Here is a 16,172-nt window from a genome sequence, read left to right on the forward strand (position 1 = left end):
GGGGCCCGGGGGGGCCCCCCGCGGGGGGGTCGCCCCCAACTTTGGGGTGCCCCTCGCCCCCGGGGGCGGGCGGCCCCCCCGGGTAACTCCTGGCGCGGTCCCGGGGAGGAAAGCTCGCGGGACCGGCTCCGTGTGGCGCGCTGTGTCAGCCAACCTGAGTCTCAGCCGACCGGGGTGAGGTCCCCTCGCATCGCCTGGTCGGCGTCGCGCGACTCGCCGCGGCTGAGCATGCCGGCGAAGACGTCCGCCGGGATCGTGTCGGGGATGTGCAGCCCCTCAGCCACCGCGATGCGGTCGCTCACCTCGCGCAGCACGAGGGACATCGGCACGTCGAGGGCGTCACAGATCGACGCCAGCAGCTCCGACGATGCTTCCTTCTGTCCGCGCTCCACCTCGCTCAGGTAGCCGAGCGAGACTCTCGCGGCGGACGACACCTCACGCAGGGTGCGCCCCTGGCGCTGCCGCGCATCGCGCAGCACGTCGCCGATCTCACGTCGCAGTACGACCATCTCGCGCCCCCTCTCCGTGGCCGATCGTCCCGGGTTCGGTCCGGTCGTGACCGGGTTCCTCGTCCGTCCTGTCGTTCCCCTGACACCAGGGGTGGCACTACCGTACCGCGCGCGCGGCCCGCCCGGCCTGGTGTGGCGCGGATCGAGACTGGTTCGTGCCCTGTCGGTCATCACGCCAGCACAACGCGCGCACCCGGGGCCTTGTTCCCGAGGGCACAGGCCCCGACAGGCTCGTCACGCGTCCTTCACAGGAGCGCCTGCGGGCGTTCCCGCTGGTGCGGCACCCCAGGCGTCGAGCGTCAGGGCCAGCACGGCGCGGACCGCCGCAGACCGCACGGCGGGCCGGTCCCCCGGGAGGTCGAGCCGGCGCACCCGGTCGCCGGAGGGCGTGCTCACCGCGACGTACACCTCTCCCGGAGGGTGACCGTCCTGCGGGTCCGGTCCGGCGACACCGGTGGTCGCGAGCCCGACGTCGGACCCCAGCACCCGGCGGGCTCCGGCCGCCATCTGGGCGGCGACGTCCGGGTCGACGGGGCCGCGGCGGGCCAGCAGCGCAGGGTCGACGCCCAGCACCGAGGCCTTCAGGTCGGTGGCGTAGGCGACGACGCCGCCCCGCACCACGGCCGAGGCGCCCGGGACGTCGACGAGAGCGGCCACGACGAGGCCGCCCGTGAGCGACTCCGCAGCCGCGACCGTCCAGCCGCGGGCCCGCGCGCCGTCGAGCACCGCCGGCGCGAGATCCCCGGCGGGCATGGCGCCGGCCCGGCCGGCGCTCATGCCGCCCGGCGAGGACCGGCCTGCCGTCGGCCCTCGCCGAGCAGCCGCAGCCCCTGCACGAAGTAGTCGACCCCCGTCACGACGGTGACGACGATCGCCAGCCCGAGCACCACCCAGGCGACGACCAGCACCGCACCGGGCAGCGACGCCAGCGGCAGCAGGAACAGCGTGATCGCCACGGACTGCAGCACCGTCTTGAGCTTGCCGCCACGGGACGCCGGCATCACGGCGTAGCGCAGCACGACCATGCGCAGGACCGTGACCCCGAGCTCGCGCACGAGGATCACGGTGGGCACCCACCAGGGCAGCTCGCCCAGGGGCCAGCAGAGCAGGATCAGGGCAGTGCCGATGAGGGCCTTGTCGGCGATCGGGTCGAGCAGCTTGCCCAGGTCGGTCACGAGGTTGCGCGACCGGGCCAGATAGCCGTCCACCCGGTCGCTCGCGGCGGCCAGGACGAACACGCCGGTCGCGACCAGGCGCCACGTGACGGAGTCGCCGCCCTCCATGAGAAGGGTCCAGGCGAAGACGGGCACGAGCGCGATGCGCACGAGGGTCACCGCGTTGGCGACGTTCCAGGGCGAGGGCGCTTCGTTGACCACCGGAACACCCTATCGGCGCACCGGGCATGCGGGCGCGTCTCGCCCGCCCGGGAAGGACCGGGTGAACTCGGCGGACGTCCTCGCGGGGTGAGCGCACGCGCCACGGCGCCGGCAGTACCCTCCTGCCGTGCCCCACCACGCGTCCGACGACGGGCGCCCCACCCGCCGACGTCTCGTCGTCGCCGCCGGGTGCGGCGTGGTCCTCGGCGTGGCCGGGGCGTTCGGCCTCGGCGCCCTCTTCGGCGCCTCGCCGGGGGTGCCGGGCGCGGGGTCGACGCCCCCGGCGGCCCCACCGACATCCAGCGCGACATCCAGCCCGACATCGAGCCCGTCACCGCGGCCCGCGGTGTTCACGCTCCTGGCAGCGGGGGACGTGCTCCCCCACGGGCCGGTCGTGGACTCCGCGGGCGGCGGCCAGGACCCCGACTTCTCCCCGCTGCTCGCCGGCCTCGACCGCTGGGTGCGGGGTGCCGACCTCGCGCTGTGCCACCTGGAGGTCCCTGTGGCGCCGAAGGGGACCCTGCCGACGGGCTACCCGCTCTTCGGCGCACCGCCGGGGCTGCTGCGCGACCTGCACGAGCAGGGCTGGGACGGCTGCTCCACGGCGTCGAACCACTCGGTGGACCGCGGCTACCCCGGGGTGCGTGCCACGCTGCGACGTCTGGACGCGGAGGGCATGGGCCACGTGGGGACGGCGCGGAGCGCCGCGGAGCAGGACGCCCCCCAGCTGTACGTGCTCGAGCGCGCCGGCCGGGAGATCACGGTGGCGCACCTGGCGGCGACCTACGGGCTGAACGGCCTCCCGATGCCCGCGGACGCGCCGTGGGCGGTGAACCTCATCGACGCCGACCACCTCGTCGCCCAGGCGCGCGCCGCACGCAAGGCCGGCGCCGACGTCGTGGTCGTCAGCCTCCACGCGGGGACGGAGTACACCGAGACGCTCACCGACCAGCAGGAGGACGTGGTCCGTCGTCTGGCGCGGTCACGGCAGGTCGACCTGGTCATCGGGCACCACGCCCACGTGCCGCAGCGCATCGACCGGGTGGGGCGGGGGCCGGGCGGGCACGGCATGTGGGTGGCGTACGGCCTGGGCAACCTGCTGTCCAACCAGAGCAGCGCGTGCTGCGACGCCCGGACGAGCAACGGCGTGCTCCTCACCGCGACGTTCACCCAGGAGGCGCCGGACGAACCGACCCGGGTGTCGGCCCTGCGCTGGACCGGGACCACGGTGGACCTCGCCGCGGGCCACGAGGTCCACGTGCTGCCCGACGTCCTGGACGACCCGGCGAGCACGACCCTGTCCGGTGCGGAGCTCGGGGCACGTGCGGACCGGGTCGCCGACGCGGTGGGCCACGTCGCGCGCGAGCGGCGCCGACCCCCCGAGGCGACAGGCCTGCCCCCACGGGTCGTGCCGCACGGACGGTGACCGACCGGCGCGGACTCAGCGCCAGCCGTGCTCGGGGTCGGTGTCCGCGTCGTCGTGGTAGTCGGTGGCCACGGGCGGGGCGTGCCCGTCCGTGCCGTCCGCGTAGGGGTCGGCGGGAGCTCCGCCTCCCGCGGTGTCGGCGTCCTGGTCGTACGCCTGGGGCGTCTCCCCGCGGATCAGCGCGAGCGCCGAGGGCAGGTCGTCCGGCGTCACGAGCACCTCGCGGGCCTTCGACCCCTCGGACGGCCCGACGATCTCCCGCGACTCCAGCAGGTCCATGAGCCGGCCGGCCTTGGCGAAGCCCACCCGCAGCTTGCGCTGCAGCATGGACGTCGAGCCGAACTGCGTGGTCACGACCAGCTCGGTCGCCTGCAGCAGCAGGTCGAGGTCGTCGCCGATGTCCTCGTCGACCTGCTTCTTGGCCGCGGCCGGTGCGGTGACGTCCTCCCGGTAGACGGGCTTGAGCTGCGCCTTCACGTGCTCGACGACGCTGTGCACCTCGGACTCGGTGACCCAGGCGCCCTGCACGCGCATCGGCTTGGCCGCGCCCATGGGCAGGAAGAGGGCGTCACCCTGGCCGATGAGCTTCTCGGCCCCGGGCTGGTCCAGGACCACGCGCGAGTCCGCCAGCGAGGACGTCGCGAAGGCGAGGCGGGAGGGCACGTTCGCCTTGATGAGGCCGGTGACGACGTCGACCGAGGGCCGCTGGGTGGCGAGCACCAGGTGGATCCCGGCGGCGCGCGCGAGCTGCGTGATGCGCTGGATCGAGGCCTCGACGTCCCGCGGGGCGACCATCATGAGGTCCGCGAGCTCGTCGACGACGACCAGCAGGTACGGATAAGGGGCGATCTTGCGCTCGGATCCGGGCAGCGGCTTCACCTTGCCGGCGCGCACGGCGGAGTTGAAGTCGTCGACGTGCTTGTACCCGAAGGTCGCGAGGTCGTCGTACCGGGCGTCCATCTCGCGCACCACCCAGTCGAGGGCCTCCGCGGCCTTCTTGGGGCTGGTGATGATGGGCGTGATGAGGTGCGGGATGCCCTCGTAGATCGTCAGCTCGACGCGCTTGGGGTCCACCAGCACGAGCCGGACCTGCTCCGGCGTGGCCCGCATGAGGATCGAGGTGATCAGCGAGTTGATGAAGCTGGACTTGCCCGCGCCCGTGGCACCCGCCACCAGGATGTGCGGCATCTTCGCGAGGTTCGCGACGACGTAGCCGCCCTCGACGTCCTTGCCCACGCCCATGATCATCGGGTGCTCGGTGCGGCGGGCGGCCGAGGACCGCAGCACGTCGCCGAGGACGACGGTCTCGCGGTCGGAGTTCGGGATCTCGATGCCGATCGCGGACTTGCCCGGGATGGGCGACAGGATCCGCACGTCGGCGCTCGCCACCGCGTACGCGATGTTGTTCGACAGCGAGGTGATGCGCTCGACCTTGGTCTTGGCACCCACCTCCACCTCGTACCGCGTGACGGTCGGGCCGCGGGTGAAGCCCGTGACCTGCGCGTCGACGCCGAAGTCCTCGAAGACCTTCGTGAGGGACTCGACCACCCGGTCGTTCGCCGCGGACCGTGTCTTGTGCGGCGCGCCCTTGACGAGCGACTCCTCGTCGGGCAGCAGGTAGACGGTGTCGCCGTCGAGCATCGGCTGCTCGGCACGCCCCATCGGCGGCAGGTCGCCGGCCGGGGCCGCGGCCCCCTCGTCCGACCGGGTCACCGTGGTGGCGGCGCCGACCGCCTCCACCGGGGCGGTCGCGGGGGCCGCCCCGACGCGCTGGGTGGCCTTCCCCTGCCCGTTCCTGGCTGCCGCGCGTGCCTCGGCCGCCTCCTTCTCCAGGGTGGCCGCCTTCTCGAAGGCCTCGTCGCCCACGTACTCGTCGAGTCCCGCGGCCTCGGCGGCCTCCGCCGCGCGCTCGGCCTTCGTCTTGCGGGTGCGCTTCTTGCGCGGCGCGGGGTCGGTGCCGTCGTGCCGGGAGACACCCTCGGCGAGGGCGAGCCCGTCGTCGGCGGTCTCGTCCGGGTCGCGGTGGTTGCCCGTGAGCCGGTCGTACAGGCCACGCACCCGCTCCGGGATCCGGTGCACCGGCGTGGCCGTGACGACCAGCAGGCCGAAGAACCCGAGCAGCAGGAACAGCGGCACGGCGACCCACTCGGTCAGGCCCGTCACGACCGGCGTGGCCGCGAGATACCCGATGATGCCGCCTGCGTCCTGGAGGGCGGCGAACCCGTCGCTCGGCGCCGGCGTGCCCTCCGCGATCGCGACGAGCGCGCACACGGACACCACGAGGAAGGCGAGCCCGATGGCGACGCGGGAGTTCGCCTGGGCTCGCTCGGGGTGGCGCATGACGCGGAACCCGAGCCACAGGAGCAGCACGGGCACGGCCACGCCGGCCAGGCCGACGGTGCCGGCGACGACGGCGTGCACGACGGTGCCGAACGTGCCGGAGATCCCCCACCACTCCCGCGCGGCGACGATCAGCGCGAGGGCGATGAGGAAGAAGGCGACGCCGTCTCGGCGGTGCTCGGGTTCCAGGTCTCTTGCTCCCTTGGTGATGCTGCGGGTCAGGCTGCCGAGCCCGTGCGCGACGCCCAGGTACAGGCCCCGCACGGCGCGGACCGGCCAGGACGGCCCCGACCGCGCCGGACGGGCCGGACGGGCCGGTGCACGACGCCCGTTGCCGCCGCGGCCCGTGCCCTTGCCTTTGCCCGTGCTCTTGCCGGAACGGCCGGAGGACGAGCTGCGGGCGGGCGCACGCCGGGTCGGGGCGGCCACGGATGCGGTCCGCCCCGTTCTCGCCGTGCCCCGCGGAGTCCCGGTGATCCTGCGGGCGGGTGTCCGGGTCGCCATGATGCCCTCACGGTACCCGGGGTCCGGGCCGCGACGCCGCAGGTCCCGGGTGCGTGTTGCCGCCTCGGCCCGCGACGGGCACCCCGGCAGCGGCGCTCGGACCGATCCCCGCGAGAGCCGCTCAGCCTGCCGTGCGCCACTCCTCGACGGCCGCCAGGTGCCGCGCGACCTGCGCCGGTGCCAGGAAGGAGCCGCGGAAAGAGGCGGCGGCGAGGTCGGCGCGCTGGTCCCGCGTGAGCCCGAAGGCGGCCGTCACGGCGTCGTCGACCTCGTCGACGTAGCCCCCGAAGTACGCCGGGTCGTCGGAGTTCAAGGACACGGCGAGCCCGGCCGCGAGCATCGCCGGCAGCGGGTGGGCGGCGAGCGACGGCACCGCCTGCAGGCGGACGTTGGAGACGGGGCACACCGTGAGCGGCACCTGGTCCCGCACCAGGCGGTCGACGACGTCGGCGTCCTCCAGCGCGCGGATGCCGTGGTCCACGCGCTCCACGCCCAGCACGTCCAGCACCTCGGTGACGTGCCACGCCGGCCCCTCCTCGGCGGCGTGGGCCGTGCGGCGCAGCCCGTGCGCGGCGGCCTTCGCGAAGGCCGCCGCGAAGGGTGCCGCCGAGAACCCGACCTCGGTGGAGGCGAGGCCCACCCCCGCGACCGGTGCGTCCAGGGCCAGCAGGTCGTCGAGCAGCCCGTCCGCCTCCGTGGCGGGCCGGTGGCGCAGGAAGGCCGCGATCAGCAGACCGGAGACGCCGACCTCCGCCTCGCCCGCGGCCAGGCCCCCGGCGACGCCCGCCACCACCTCTTCCAGCGGCACGCCACGCGCGACGTGGGTCTGCAGGTCGACCATCAGCTCGGCGTGTCGCACGCCGCCCGCGGCGGCGCGCCGCAGGTACGCGACGGTGAGGTCCGCGAAGTCCTCCGCCGTGCGCAGCACCTGCGACGTCGCGTGGTAGAGGTCCAGGAACGACTGGAGGTCCGTGAAGTCGTAGGCCGCCCGGAGCGCGGCGGGGTCCGCGAACGGCAGCGGCACGCGGTTGCGCTCGGCGAGCGCGAACGCCAGCTCGGGCTCGAGGGTGCCCTCCAGGTGCAGGTGCAGCTCGGCGCGCGGCGGGCGCACCGGGGCTCTCGGGCTCGTCGGGATCGAGGTCATGCCAGGCAGGGTACGGCTCGCTCCTGGGTCAGAGGACCGGGGCGAGCCGGGTCTGCAGGCCCCGCGTGATCTCGTGGACCAGCCCGACCCACAGCGCGCAGGCGGCGGCTGTCGCCGCGAAGGAGATCCCCTCGAACACCGGGACGACCTCGGGATCCGTCGCGCGCAGGCCCATCGACACGAGCGACGCCTGGTTGGACGACCACAGCCCGACCAGCCAGCACGCCCACCACCACCCGAGCCGGCGCGACGCGGTGCCCCCGACGGCGGCCGCGCGCACGTCCCGCACCACCTGGTACGGGAACCAGAGGAAGACGAACGGCACGACCCAGCCCAGCCAGACCCACACGGGGCGTCGCACCTGCCGGACGCTCGGAGACAGGGCCGCCGCGAGCCGGCGACCCTGCTGGAGCCACAGGCACCCGACGACGAACATCGCCACCTGCACGGGGAACGCGAGCACCGCGAGCGAGTCGTACGGCGTCACGACGGTCATCAGCGACCTGCGCGCAGCGAGCGCGGCCTCGTAGGGCTCCACTGCCGCGAGCGAGGTGAGGAAGAAGCCGAGCTGCAGCACCGTCCAGACCACCGCCAGCACGGACGCCGCCGCTGCGAGACCCGTCGGGGCGCCGGCGAGCACGGCGGGCACCGTGGGCGCGGGGCTCGGCCCGGGTGGCGCCAAGGCGCCGTACCGCGGCTCCGGCCGGACGGACTGCGCCCGAGCCAGGGTCGAATGCTCCGGCGGCACCACGCCGGACGGCGGGGCGAACGGGTCAGGTCGGGTCATCGAGACCTCCGGGACGGCGGCGGGGCCGCGCCAGCATACTGGCGCGACCCCGTCGCTCGTCACCCCTGACCAGGGGGTATGCCGTCAGGCCTCCACGACCACCGGCACGATCATCGGGCGGCGGCGCAGGCGGCGGTTCACCCACTGGCCGATGACGCGACGCATCACCTGCTGCAGCTGGTAGGTGTCGGTGGCACCGCCCGCGATGGCGGTCTCCAGCGCCGCGACCACGTCGGGCTGGATCTCCTCGAACACCGCGGCGTCCTCGGCCATCCCGCGCGCGAGGATCTGCGGGCCGGCGAGCACCTTGCCCGTGGCGGTGTCCACGACCGCGAAGACCGAGACGAAGCCCTCCTCCGCCAGCGTCCGGCGGTCCTTGAGCTCGTTCTCGGTCACCGCGCCGACGGTCGAGCCGTCGACGAAGACGTACCCGCAGGGCACCGCACCCACGACGGACGCCTTGCCGTCCACGAGGTCGACGACCACGCCGTCCTCGGCGAGGACCACGCGGTCGGCGGGCACGCCCGTGCGGACCGCGAGCGCCGCGTTGGCCACGAGGTGGCGCACCTCCCCGTGCACGGGCATGACGTTGCGCGGCTTGAGCACGTTGTAGCAGTACAGGAGCTCGCCGGCGCTCGCGTGCCCCGACACGTGCACCTTGGCGTTGCCTGAGTGCACGACGCGCGCGCCGAGGCGGGTCAGGCCGTTGATCACCCGGAACACGGAGTTCTCGTTGCCCGGGATGAGGGACGACGCCAGGATCACGGTGTCGCCGTGGCCTACCTGGACCTTGTGGTCGCCGTTCGCCATCCGGCTGAGCGCCGCCATCGGCTCGCCCTGGGAGCCGGTGGACATGTAGACGATCCGGTCGTCGGGCAGGCTGGCGGCCTGCTTCAGCTCGATGAGGACGCCCGGCGGGACGTCGAGGTAGCCGAGCTCCGCGGCGATGCCCATGTTGCGCACCATGGACCGCCCGACGAGCGCGACCTTGCGCCCGTGGGCGTGGGCGGCGTTGAGCACCTGCTGCACGCGGTGCACGTGCGAGGAGAACGACGCGACGACGATCCGCTTCTCCGCCTGCGCGAAGGCGGCGTCCAGCGCCGGGCCGATCTCGACCTCGTTCGTGACGAAGCCGGGGACCTCGGCGTTGGTGGAGTCGACCATGAACAGGTCGACGCCCTTCTCGCCCAGCCGGGCGAACGCGCGCAAGTCGGTGATGCGGCCGTCGAGCGGCAGCTGGTCCATCTTGAAGTCGCCGGTGTGCAGCACGGTGCCGGCGCCCGTCGTGACGGCGACGGCCAGCGCGTCCGGGATCGAGTGGTTGACGGCGACGAACTCGCAGTCGAACACGCCGAACCGTGCGGTCTCGCCCTCGGCCACGACGCGCAGCACCGGCTTGATGCGGTGCTCCTTGAGCTTGGCGTCGACGAACGCGAGGGTCAGCCGCGAGCCGACCAGCGGGATGTCCCGGCGCAGCCGCAGCAGGTAGGGCACGGCGCCGATGTGGTCCTCGTGGCCGTGGGTGAGGACGATCGCCTCGATGTCGTCGAGGCGGTCCTTGATGTAGTCGAAGTCCGGCAGGATCAGGTCCACGCCGGGCTGGTGGTCCTCGGGGAAGAGGACGCCGCAGTCGATGACGAGCAGCCGCCCCTCGTACTCGAGGACGGCCATGTTGCGGCCCACCTCGCCCAGCCCGCCGAGGGCCACGATGCGCAGCCCCTTCGACGGCAGGGCGGGGGGCAGGGGAAGTTCGGGGTGAGGGTGGCTCACGAGGCCTCCAGGCCGGTCGGTCTTACGGAAGTGTGGTGGCGCCCGCGCGGACGCCGTCGTCGAGATAGCCGGCCGTGGCGAGGGCGCCGCGCACCAGCGCGACGTCGTCCTCGGTGGCGGCGGTGTTCGGCAGCCGCAGCTCGCGGTTGTCGAGGGCGCCGAGCGCCTCGAGCGCGGCCTTCGCCATCACGGCCTGCGCGCCGGCGCCGTTCAGCGCCTCGATCACGGGCAGGGTGGGGAGGAAGGCGGCGAGGGCGCCGGCGGTGTCGCCCGCGTCCCAGCGGCGCACGACCTCGGCGAACGCTCCGGCCACGACGTGCGCGGAGACGGAGACGATGCCGGCGGCGCCGACGGAGAGGAAGGGCAGGAGCAGGCTGTCGTCGCCGGAGTACCAGGCGAGCCCGGTCTCGGCGGCGAGGAGGGCGGCCGAGGCGACGTCACCGGTCGCGTCCTTCGTCGCGACGATCTTCGGGTGCCGCGCGAGGCGGGCGTAGGTCGGCGCCGCGATCCGCACGCAGGTGCGGCCTGGCACGTCGTACAGCATGACGGGCAGGTCGGTCGCGTCCGCCACCGTCACGAAGTGGCGGTACAGGCCCTCCTGGCTGGGGCGCGAGTAGTAGGGCGAGACGACGAGGAGGCCGTGCGCACCGGCCTCGGCCGCCTGCTCGGCCATGCGCACCGCGTGCACCGTGTCGTTGGAGCCTGCCCCCGCCAGGACGAAGGCGCGGTCGCCCACGGCGTCCACGACTGCGCGCACGAGGTCCGCCTTCTCGGGCGCGTGCGTCGTCGGCGACTCGCCGGTGGTGCCCGAGAGCACGAGCCCGTCGTTGCCCTCGTCCACCAGCCGCTTCGCCACCCGCGCCGCAGCGTCCAGATCGACGTCGCCCGAGGGCGTCATGGGCGTGACCATCGCGGTGAGGACAGCGCCGAAGGGGCGCGCGGCGGTGGGGGCGAGCGTCATGGGTCAACCGTACCGGGCGCGGCCGTGCGGGACGGACCGGTTCACCCGTCGAGCACCACCCGGACCTGCCGGCTCCGGGGGCAGCGTGGCGGAGAGCGAGCCGGGTCGTGCGACGTTCCCGTGTCGAGCAGGCCGCCCCCTGTGCATACTCGGGGCATGAGCTCGCTGTCCCCCGCGCTCGTCGCCCATCTGCCGACCGGCATGCTCGCCGACGGCCAGTGGACCGCGGCCGCGGGCGGCCGGACCTTCGAGGTGACCGACCCGGCCACCGGCGAGGTGCTGTTCGACGTCGCCGACGCCTCGCCCGAGGACGGGCGGCGGGCGCTCGCCTCGGCCGCGGAGGCCGCGCCGGCGTGGCGCGCGGTGGCGCCCCGGGAGCGCTCGGAGCTGCTGCGGGCCGTGTACGAGCGGATCGTCGCGCGCAGCGACGCCTTCGCCTCGCTCATCACGGCCGAGTGCGGCAAGCCCCTGGCGGAGGCGCGCGCCGAGGTCGTGTACGGCGCCGACTTCCTGCGCTGGTACGCGGAGCAGGCGGTCCGCACCGACGGCGTGGTCCGCACCGCGCCCGCCGGCACGAACCGCCAGCTCGTGCACCGGCGCCCCGTCGGCCCGGCGCTGCTGATCACCCCGTGGAACTTCCCCATCGCGATGGCGACCCGCAAGATCGGCCCGGCGCTCGCCGCCGGCTGCACGGTCGTGATCAAGCCCGCGCACCAGACCCCGCTCACCACCATGCTCGTGGCCGAGGTGATCCGCTCCGAGCTGGCCGACCGCGGCCTGCCGCGCGGCGTCGTGAACGTCGTCCCGACCGCCACCTCCGCCGACCTGGTCGCACCGCTCCTGGGCGACGACCGGCTGCGCAAGCTGTCGTTCACCGGCTCCACCGCCGTGGGCCGGGGCCTCCTGCAGCAGGCCGCGGAGCAGGTGCTGCGCACGTCGATGGAGCTGGGCGGCAACGCGCCCTTCGTCGTGTTCGCGGACGCCGACCTCGACGCGGCCGTGGACGGCGCCACCGTCGCCAAGCTCCGCAACGCCGGGCAGTCCTGCGTGGCGGCCAACCGCTTCCTGGTGCACGACTCGGTGGCACGGGAGTTCGCCCAACGGCTCGCCGACCGGTTCTCGGGGCTGCGGGTCGGGCGCGGCGACGCGGACGGCGTGGACGTCGGTCCGCTCATCGACGAGAAGGCGGTGGCCAAGGTCGCCGAGCTCGTCGACGACGCCTCCGGGCGGGGCGCGCAGGTGCTCACCGGTGGCGGGCGGCCCGACGGTCCCGGCACGTTCTTCGAGCCGACGGTGCTGTCCGGGGTCGGCCCGGACGCCCGGGCGGTGCGGGAGGAGATCTTCGGGCCGGTGGCGCCCGTGGTCGCGTTCGCCGACGACGACGAGGCGATCGCCCTCGCCAACGACACGGAGTACGGGCTGGCCGCCTACGCCTACACCACCTCCCTCGACCGCGCCCTGCGCGTCGGCGCCGAGGTCGACGCCGGCATGATCGGCATCAACCGGGGCATGGTGTCCGACGCGAGCGCCCCGTTCGGCGGCATGAAGCAGTCGGGACTCGGGCGCGAAGGGGGCGAGGCGGGCCTCGAGGAGTACCTCGAGACCGTGTACGTGGCCCTCTGAGCGGCGAGCACCGTCCGCGCGTTTCCCGCGGCACCGGGGCTCGTGGTCAACTACCGGCGTGACACGTGCAGCGCGACCGGACCCGGCGGTGCGGTCCGCCGTCCGCCAGGGGGCCTCGGTGGCCCTGGCGACCGGGCTCTACGGCATCTCCTTCGGGGCGCTGTCGGTCGTGGCGGGCGTGAGCGTGCCGCAGACGATGGTGCTGAGCCTGCTGCTCTTCTCCGGAGGCTCGCAGTTCGCCCTCGTCGGCGTGGTCGCCGCGGGCGGCTCCCCCGTCGCCGCGATCGCGACGTCGACGCTGCTGGGCGTGCGCAACACGCTGTACGGCGCGGTGGTGGCCCCGCTCCTGCAGGTGCGCGGCTGGCGGCGGCTCGCGGCGGCGCACCTCACGATCGACGAGTCGACGGCGGTGGCGGTCGGGCAGCGGGAGCGGGCGGCCACCCGGGCCGGGTTCTGGGTCACCGGGATCGGCGTCTTCGTCCTGTGGAACGCGTTCACGCTGCTCGGGGCTCTCGCCGGCGACGCTCTCGGCGACCCGCGCGCGTGGGGGCTGGACGCCGCGGCCGGGGCGGCGTTCCTCGCCCTCGTGTGGCCGCGCCTCGCGTCACGGCAGGCGCAGCTCGTGGCAGCGGTGGCCGTGGCGGTCACCGCCGCCCTCGTCCCCCTGGCGCCCGCCGGGGTGCCGGTGCTCGCGGCGGCGGCCGCCGCGATCGTCGTCGGGCTCGTCGCGGGCCCGCGCCCCGCAGACCACCGGGAGCAGGCCGCATGACCACCACGGTGCTGTGGGTGACCGTGCTGGTCGCCTCCCTGCTCAGCCTGGCGCTCAAGCTCGGCGGCCACCTCGTCCCCGAGCACTGGCTGGCCACCGAGCGGGTGCAGCGCACGTCGACGCTCGTCACGGTGGCGCTGCTCGTGTCGCTGGTCGTCGTCCAGACGTTCGCGGACGGCCAGTCGCTGGCCGTCGACGCGCGGGTGCCCGCGCTGGCCGTCGCCGCGATCGCGCTCGCGCTGCGCGCGCCGTTCATCCTCGTGGTCGTGCTCGCGGCCGCGACCGCCGCGGGGCTGCGCGCGCTCGGCTGGGGCTGACGCCACCGCGCCCGCCGTCACTCGCTCGCCGTCACTCCCTCGCCGTCACTCACTAGGGTGGCCCGATGGCACTCTTCCGCGAGACGGCCGACGTCTCGGTCCGCCCGGCCGTCCCCGGCGACGAGGACGCGGTGACCCGCGTCCAGGTGTCGGCGTGGCGCGCGACGCACGAGGTCGCGCTCGGCGACGGCGTCGTCGACGCGCTCGACACCGACACGATGCGCGAGCGCTGGGCGCGCGCCATCTCCGCGCCGCCCGGGCCGGGCTTCGCCGTCCTCGTCGCGCTCGACGGCCCCGCGGTCGTCGGCTTCGCTGCCGTCGGCCCGGGCCAGCTCGTCGCCCTCGAGGTGGAGCCGCAGCACCAGCGGGGCGGGCACGGCTCACGCCTGCTGTCGGCCGCGGTCGACCGGCTGCGCACCGACGGTGCCGAGGAGGTCGTCACCTGGGTGCTCGACGACGACTCCGCCCGCGAGCGCTTCCTCTCCTCGGCCGGCCTCGGCCCGGACGGCATGACCCGCACCCTGGCGACCGGCGTGCGGGAAGTCGTGGAGCGGCGCTGGTCGGCCGCCCTCTGAGGCCCGACCGTGTATGACGGGTGAAGGGCGACAGGTGACGGGTGAGCCTGTGCGCGACGCCCGGGCGGGTCGTCAGGCGAGGATGCCGCGCCGCCGCGCCTCGGCCACGGCCGCCGTGCGCGAGGTCACCCCGAGCTTGTCGTAGACGTGCGCCAGGTGGGACTTCACCGTGGCGCGCGTGAGGAACAGCGCGCGGGCGATCTCCTCGTTGCTGCGGCCGGCGGCGACGAGCCCCAGCACCTCGATCTCCCGCAGCGTCGGCGCGACACCGGGCGCGCGCAGGCGCCCCAGCAGCCGGCGCTGCACGGCCGGGCCGAGCACCGCCTGCCCCGTCGCCGCGGCGCGGACCGCCGCCGCGAGCTCGTCGGTCGGCGCGTCCTTGAGGAGGTACCCGGCGGCACCCGCCTCCACGGCGGCGAGGATGTCCGCGTCCGAGTCGTACGTCGTGAGGATCAGCACGGGCGGGCCGCCCAGGGCCACGACCTGCCGCGTCGCCTCGACGCCGCCCAGCCGGCCCTCGCCGAAGCGGAGGTCGACGAGCAGCACGTCGGCCGGCTCGCCGCGGCGCACCCGCGCCACGAGGTCCTCGGCACGCCCCAGCTCGGCGACCACCCGCACGTCGGGCTGAGCGTCGAGGACGGCGCGCAGCCCCGCGCGCACCACCGGGTGGTCGTCGGTCAGGACGACCTCGATCACGCCTCCTCCCCCGCGAGCTCCGCGGACGCGCCGGTCCTCGGCGGCGCGGCCGCGGGCACCGGCAGCTGGACCGCGAGCGCCGTCCCCCGACCCGGGGCGGACTCGACGCTCAACGTGCCGCCCAGCTCGGCCGCCCGCGAACGCATCGCGACCAGGCCGTAGCCGCCGGGCGCGTCGTCCTCTGCCCCGCGGCCTGCCCCACGGCCTGCCCCGCGGCCTGGCCCGGAGGTCGGCGCGAGCGATGCCGGGTCGAACCCGACGCCGTCGTCCACGACGTCGAGGGCGACGGCGTCGTCCAGGTAGCTCAGCGTCACGGCCGCCGCCTGCGCCCCCGCGTGCTGGGTGACGTTCGCGAGCGCCGACTGCGCCACGCGCAGCAGCGCGGTCTCGACCGGCGTGCCGACAGCCCGCGGCGCGCCGGTGACCGTGACCGTCACGGCGACGTCACCCCGGTCCGCGGTGCGCCCGGCGACGCGGCGCAGCGCGGCCGCCAGCGCGGTCTCCCCCGCCCCGGCGAGATCGGTGGGGGCGAGGTCGCGGACGAACCGGCGGGCCTCGGCGAGGTTCTCGCGCGCGACGTCGCGGGCCCGGTCGATCCCGTCGCGGGCGGCGGCGTCGTCGCCGCCCACCTGGGCGCGTGCCGCGCGCAGCAGCAGCTCGATGGCCGAGTAGCCCTGCGCCAGCGTGTCGTGGATCTCGCGCGCGAGGCGCTCGCGCTCGCCGGCGACGGCGCGGTCGCGCTCGGCGTCGGCCAGGTCGGCGCGCGTGGCCCGCAGCTCGGCGAGCATGCGCTGCCGCTCCTGCGCCTCGCGCACCAGCGCCTCGAGCCCGAGGACGACGCCGACGGCGACCGCACCGCCCAGCAGCGGCCCGAGCACCGCCCCGACCACGAGCGTGCCCGACCACCAAGCCCAGGCGGCGACCGCGGCTCCCGCCGTGAGGACCACCGCGACGACGCCACGGTGCGGGCCGAGCACGTGCATCTGCAGCAGCATCAGCGGGAACGCCAGCCACAGGGCCCCCGGTGCCGCGGCCGCCAGCGCGAGCCACAGCAGGCCCAGCGCCAGCATCCACGCCCCGCCGGGCCACCAGGCGCCGCGCGGTGCGCCGACCGGCCGGTCGACGACGTGGACCCGCGCCCGGCCGACCGCGTAGAGGGCGAGCAGCGCGGCCGCGAGCAGCACGACCGTCAGCACCCCGCCGCGCGACCCGCCCGACACCAGCACCTGGCCGACGGAGAACAGCACGAGGCCGCCGACGAGCACGTCGAGACCGACCTGCAGCCCCCGGGTCGTCGCGAGCGCGGGGTGGGCGGGGCGGGCGGGCATGCCTTCACCGTAGCCACGGTGGTGCGCCACGCATCGGCCGAAAGGTG

15 protein-coding genes are annotated in these 16,172 nt (G+C 75.2%); 5 read left to right on the forward strand and 10 right to left on the reverse strand.

Translation table 11 applies throughout. The features are described from left to right. Positions 1-161: 161 nt before the first annotated feature. The 3 genes from ACWGKI_RS08365 to pgsA form a co-directional block, all read right to left on the reverse strand. Entirely contained in the window at positions 162-509 is a 348-nt protein-coding gene (locus tag ACWGKI_RS08365; protein WP_380242657.1) for a helix-turn-helix domain-containing protein, read from the reverse strand. A gap of 234 nt (positions 510-743) precedes the next feature. Continuing rightward, positions 744-1,286, reverse strand: a complete 543-nt coding sequence (locus ACWGKI_RS08370; RefSeq protein WP_452186190.1) for a CinA family protein — start codon at positions 1,284-1,286, stop codon at positions 744-746. Further along, on the reverse strand, positions 1,283-1,885 hold the full coding sequence (pgsA, locus tag ACWGKI_RS08375; protein ID WP_380242661.1) for a CDP-diacylglycerol--glycerol-3-phosphate 3-phosphatidyltransferase: 603 nt from the start codon (positions 1,883-1,885) through the stop codon (positions 1,283-1,285). Before pgsA ends, ACWGKI_RS08370 begins: the two co-directional genes overlap by 4 nt. Before the next feature lie 127 nt (positions 1,886-2,012). Here pgsA and ACWGKI_RS08380 point away from each other — a divergent pair, with 127 nt between their 5' ends. Then, positions 2,013-3,311 carry a CapA family protein gene (locus tag ACWGKI_RS08380; protein WP_452186192.1) on the forward strand — a complete coding sequence of 433 codons (1,299 nt, stop codon included), beginning with the start codon at positions 2,013-2,015 and terminating at the stop codon, positions 3,309-3,311. 15 nt (positions 3,312-3,326) lie between these two features. Here ACWGKI_RS08380 and ACWGKI_RS08385 read toward each other — a convergent pair whose 3' ends face one another. The 5 genes from ACWGKI_RS08385 to dapA form a co-directional block, all read right to left on the reverse strand. Continuing rightward, positions 3,327-6,155, reverse strand: coding sequence for a DNA translocase FtsK 4TM domain-containing protein (locus ACWGKI_RS08385; protein ID WP_452186194.1), 2,829 nt, complete (start codon positions 6,153-6,155; stop codon positions 3,327-3,329). 121 nt (positions 6,156-6,276) lie between these two features. Beyond that, positions 6,277-7,299 (reverse strand): adenosine deaminase, encoded by a 1,023-nt coding sequence (add, locus tag ACWGKI_RS08390; protein ID WP_452186196.1) that lies wholly within the window; start codon positions 7,297-7,299, stop codon positions 6,277-6,279. Positions 7,300-7,327: 28 nt separating this feature from the next. After that, the gene (locus ACWGKI_RS08395) at positions 7,328-8,086 is read right to left on the reverse strand and encodes a DUF4328 domain-containing protein (protein ID WP_452186198.1); all 759 of its coding nucleotides are present in this window, start codon (positions 8,084-8,086) and stop codon (positions 7,328-7,330) included. An 84-nt stretch (positions 8,087-8,170) separates the two neighbouring features. Continuing rightward, the gene (locus tag ACWGKI_RS08400; RefSeq protein ID WP_380243813.1) at positions 8,171-9,856 is read right to left on the reverse strand and encodes a ribonuclease J; all 1,686 of its coding nucleotides are present in this window, start codon (positions 9,854-9,856) and stop codon (positions 8,171-8,173) included. 22 nt (positions 9,857-9,878) lie between these two features. Further along, positions 9,879-10,817 carry a 4-hydroxy-tetrahydrodipicolinate synthase gene (gene dapA / locus ACWGKI_RS08405; RefSeq protein ID WP_380243814.1) on the reverse strand — a complete coding sequence of 313 codons (939 nt, stop codon included), beginning with the start codon at positions 10,815-10,817 and terminating at the stop codon, positions 9,879-9,881. Positions 10,818-10,973: 156 nt separating this feature from the next. On the opposite strand from dapA, the gene ACWGKI_RS08410 reads away from it, so the two are divergent. The 4 genes from ACWGKI_RS08410 (at position 10,974) to ACWGKI_RS08425 (ending at position 14,101) form a co-directional block, all read left to right on the forward strand. Next, entirely contained in the window at positions 10,974-12,440 is a 1,467-nt protein-coding gene (locus ACWGKI_RS08410) for an NAD-dependent succinate-semialdehyde dehydrogenase (protein WP_380243815.1), read from the forward strand. 58 nt (positions 12,441-12,498) lie between these two features. Then, complete coding sequence (locus ACWGKI_RS08415; protein ID WP_380243816.1) at positions 12,499-13,209, forward strand: AzlC family ABC transporter permease; 711 nt, start codon at positions 12,499-12,501, stop codon at positions 13,207-13,209. Then, positions 13,206-13,526 carry an AzlD domain-containing protein gene (locus ACWGKI_RS08420; RefSeq protein ID WP_380243817.1) on the forward strand — a complete coding sequence of 107 codons (321 nt, stop codon included), beginning with the start codon at positions 13,206-13,208 and terminating at the stop codon, positions 13,524-13,526. The genes ACWGKI_RS08415 and ACWGKI_RS08420 overlap by 4 nt, the downstream gene beginning before the upstream one ends. A gap of 65 nt (positions 13,527-13,591) precedes the next feature. Next, the gene (locus ACWGKI_RS08425) at positions 13,592-14,101 is read left to right on the forward strand and encodes an N-acetyltransferase family protein (protein ID WP_452186201.1); all 510 of its coding nucleotides are present in this window, start codon (positions 13,592-13,594) and stop codon (positions 14,099-14,101) included. Between the two features lie 72 nt (positions 14,102-14,173). Here the strand turns inward: ACWGKI_RS08425 and ACWGKI_RS08430 are convergent, their stop codons facing one another. Both ACWGKI_RS08430 and ACWGKI_RS08435 read right to left on the reverse strand, forming a co-directional pair. Next, complete coding sequence (locus tag ACWGKI_RS08430) at positions 14,174-14,797, reverse strand: response regulator (protein WP_452186203.1); 624 nt, start codon at positions 14,795-14,797, stop codon at positions 14,174-14,176. Beyond that, positions 14,794-16,125 carry a sensor histidine kinase gene (locus ACWGKI_RS08435; protein WP_452186205.1) on the reverse strand — a complete coding sequence of 444 codons (1,332 nt, stop codon included), beginning with the start codon at positions 16,123-16,125 and terminating at the stop codon, positions 14,794-14,796. The genes ACWGKI_RS08430 and ACWGKI_RS08435 overlap by 4 nt, the downstream gene beginning before the upstream one ends. Between the last annotated feature and the right edge of the window lie 47 nt (positions 16,126-16,172).

This window comes from Isoptericola sp. NPDC055881, assembly GCF_053615895.1.

Bases quoted from the DNA above. Each gene is read 5' to 3' on its own strand.
- ACWGKI_RS08395 (WP_452186198.1), bottom strand. From the start codon at position 8,086: ATGACCCGACCTGACCCGTTCGCCCCGCCGTCCGGCGTGGTGCCGCCG.
- ACWGKI_RS08410 (WP_380243815.1), top strand. From the start codon at position 10,974: ATGAGCTCGCTGTCCCCCGCGCTCGTCGCCCATCTGCCGACCGGCATG.
- ACWGKI_RS08420 (WP_380243817.1), top strand. From the start codon at position 13,206: ATGACCACCACGGTGCTGTGGGTGACCGTGCTGGTCGCCTCCCTGCTC.
- ACWGKI_RS08425 (WP_452186201.1), top strand. From the start codon at position 13,592: ATGGCACTCTTCCGCGAGACGGCCGACGTCTCGGTCCGCCCGGCCGTC.
- ACWGKI_RS08370 (WP_452186190.1), bottom strand. From the start codon at position 1,286: ATGAGCGCCGGCCGGGCCGGCGCCATGCCCGCCGGGGATCTCGCGCCG.
- add (WP_452186196.1), bottom strand. From the start codon at position 7,299: ATGACCTCGATCCCGACGAGCCCGAGAGCCCCGGTGCGCCCGCCGCGC.
- dapA (WP_380243814.1), bottom strand. From the start codon at position 10,817: ATGACGCTCGCCCCCACCGCCGCGCGCCCCTTCGGCGCTGTCCTCACC.
- ACWGKI_RS08385 (WP_452186194.1), bottom strand. From the start codon at position 6,155: ATGGCGACCCGGACACCCGCCCGCAGGATCACCGGGACTCCGCGGGGC.
- ACWGKI_RS08365 (WP_380242657.1), bottom strand. From the start codon at position 509: ATGGTCGTACTGCGACGTGAGATCGGCGACGTGCTGCGCGATGCGCGG.
- ACWGKI_RS08435 (WP_452186205.1), bottom strand. From the start codon at position 16,125: ATGCCCGCCCGCCCCGCCCACCCCGCGCTCGCGACGACCCGGGGGCTG.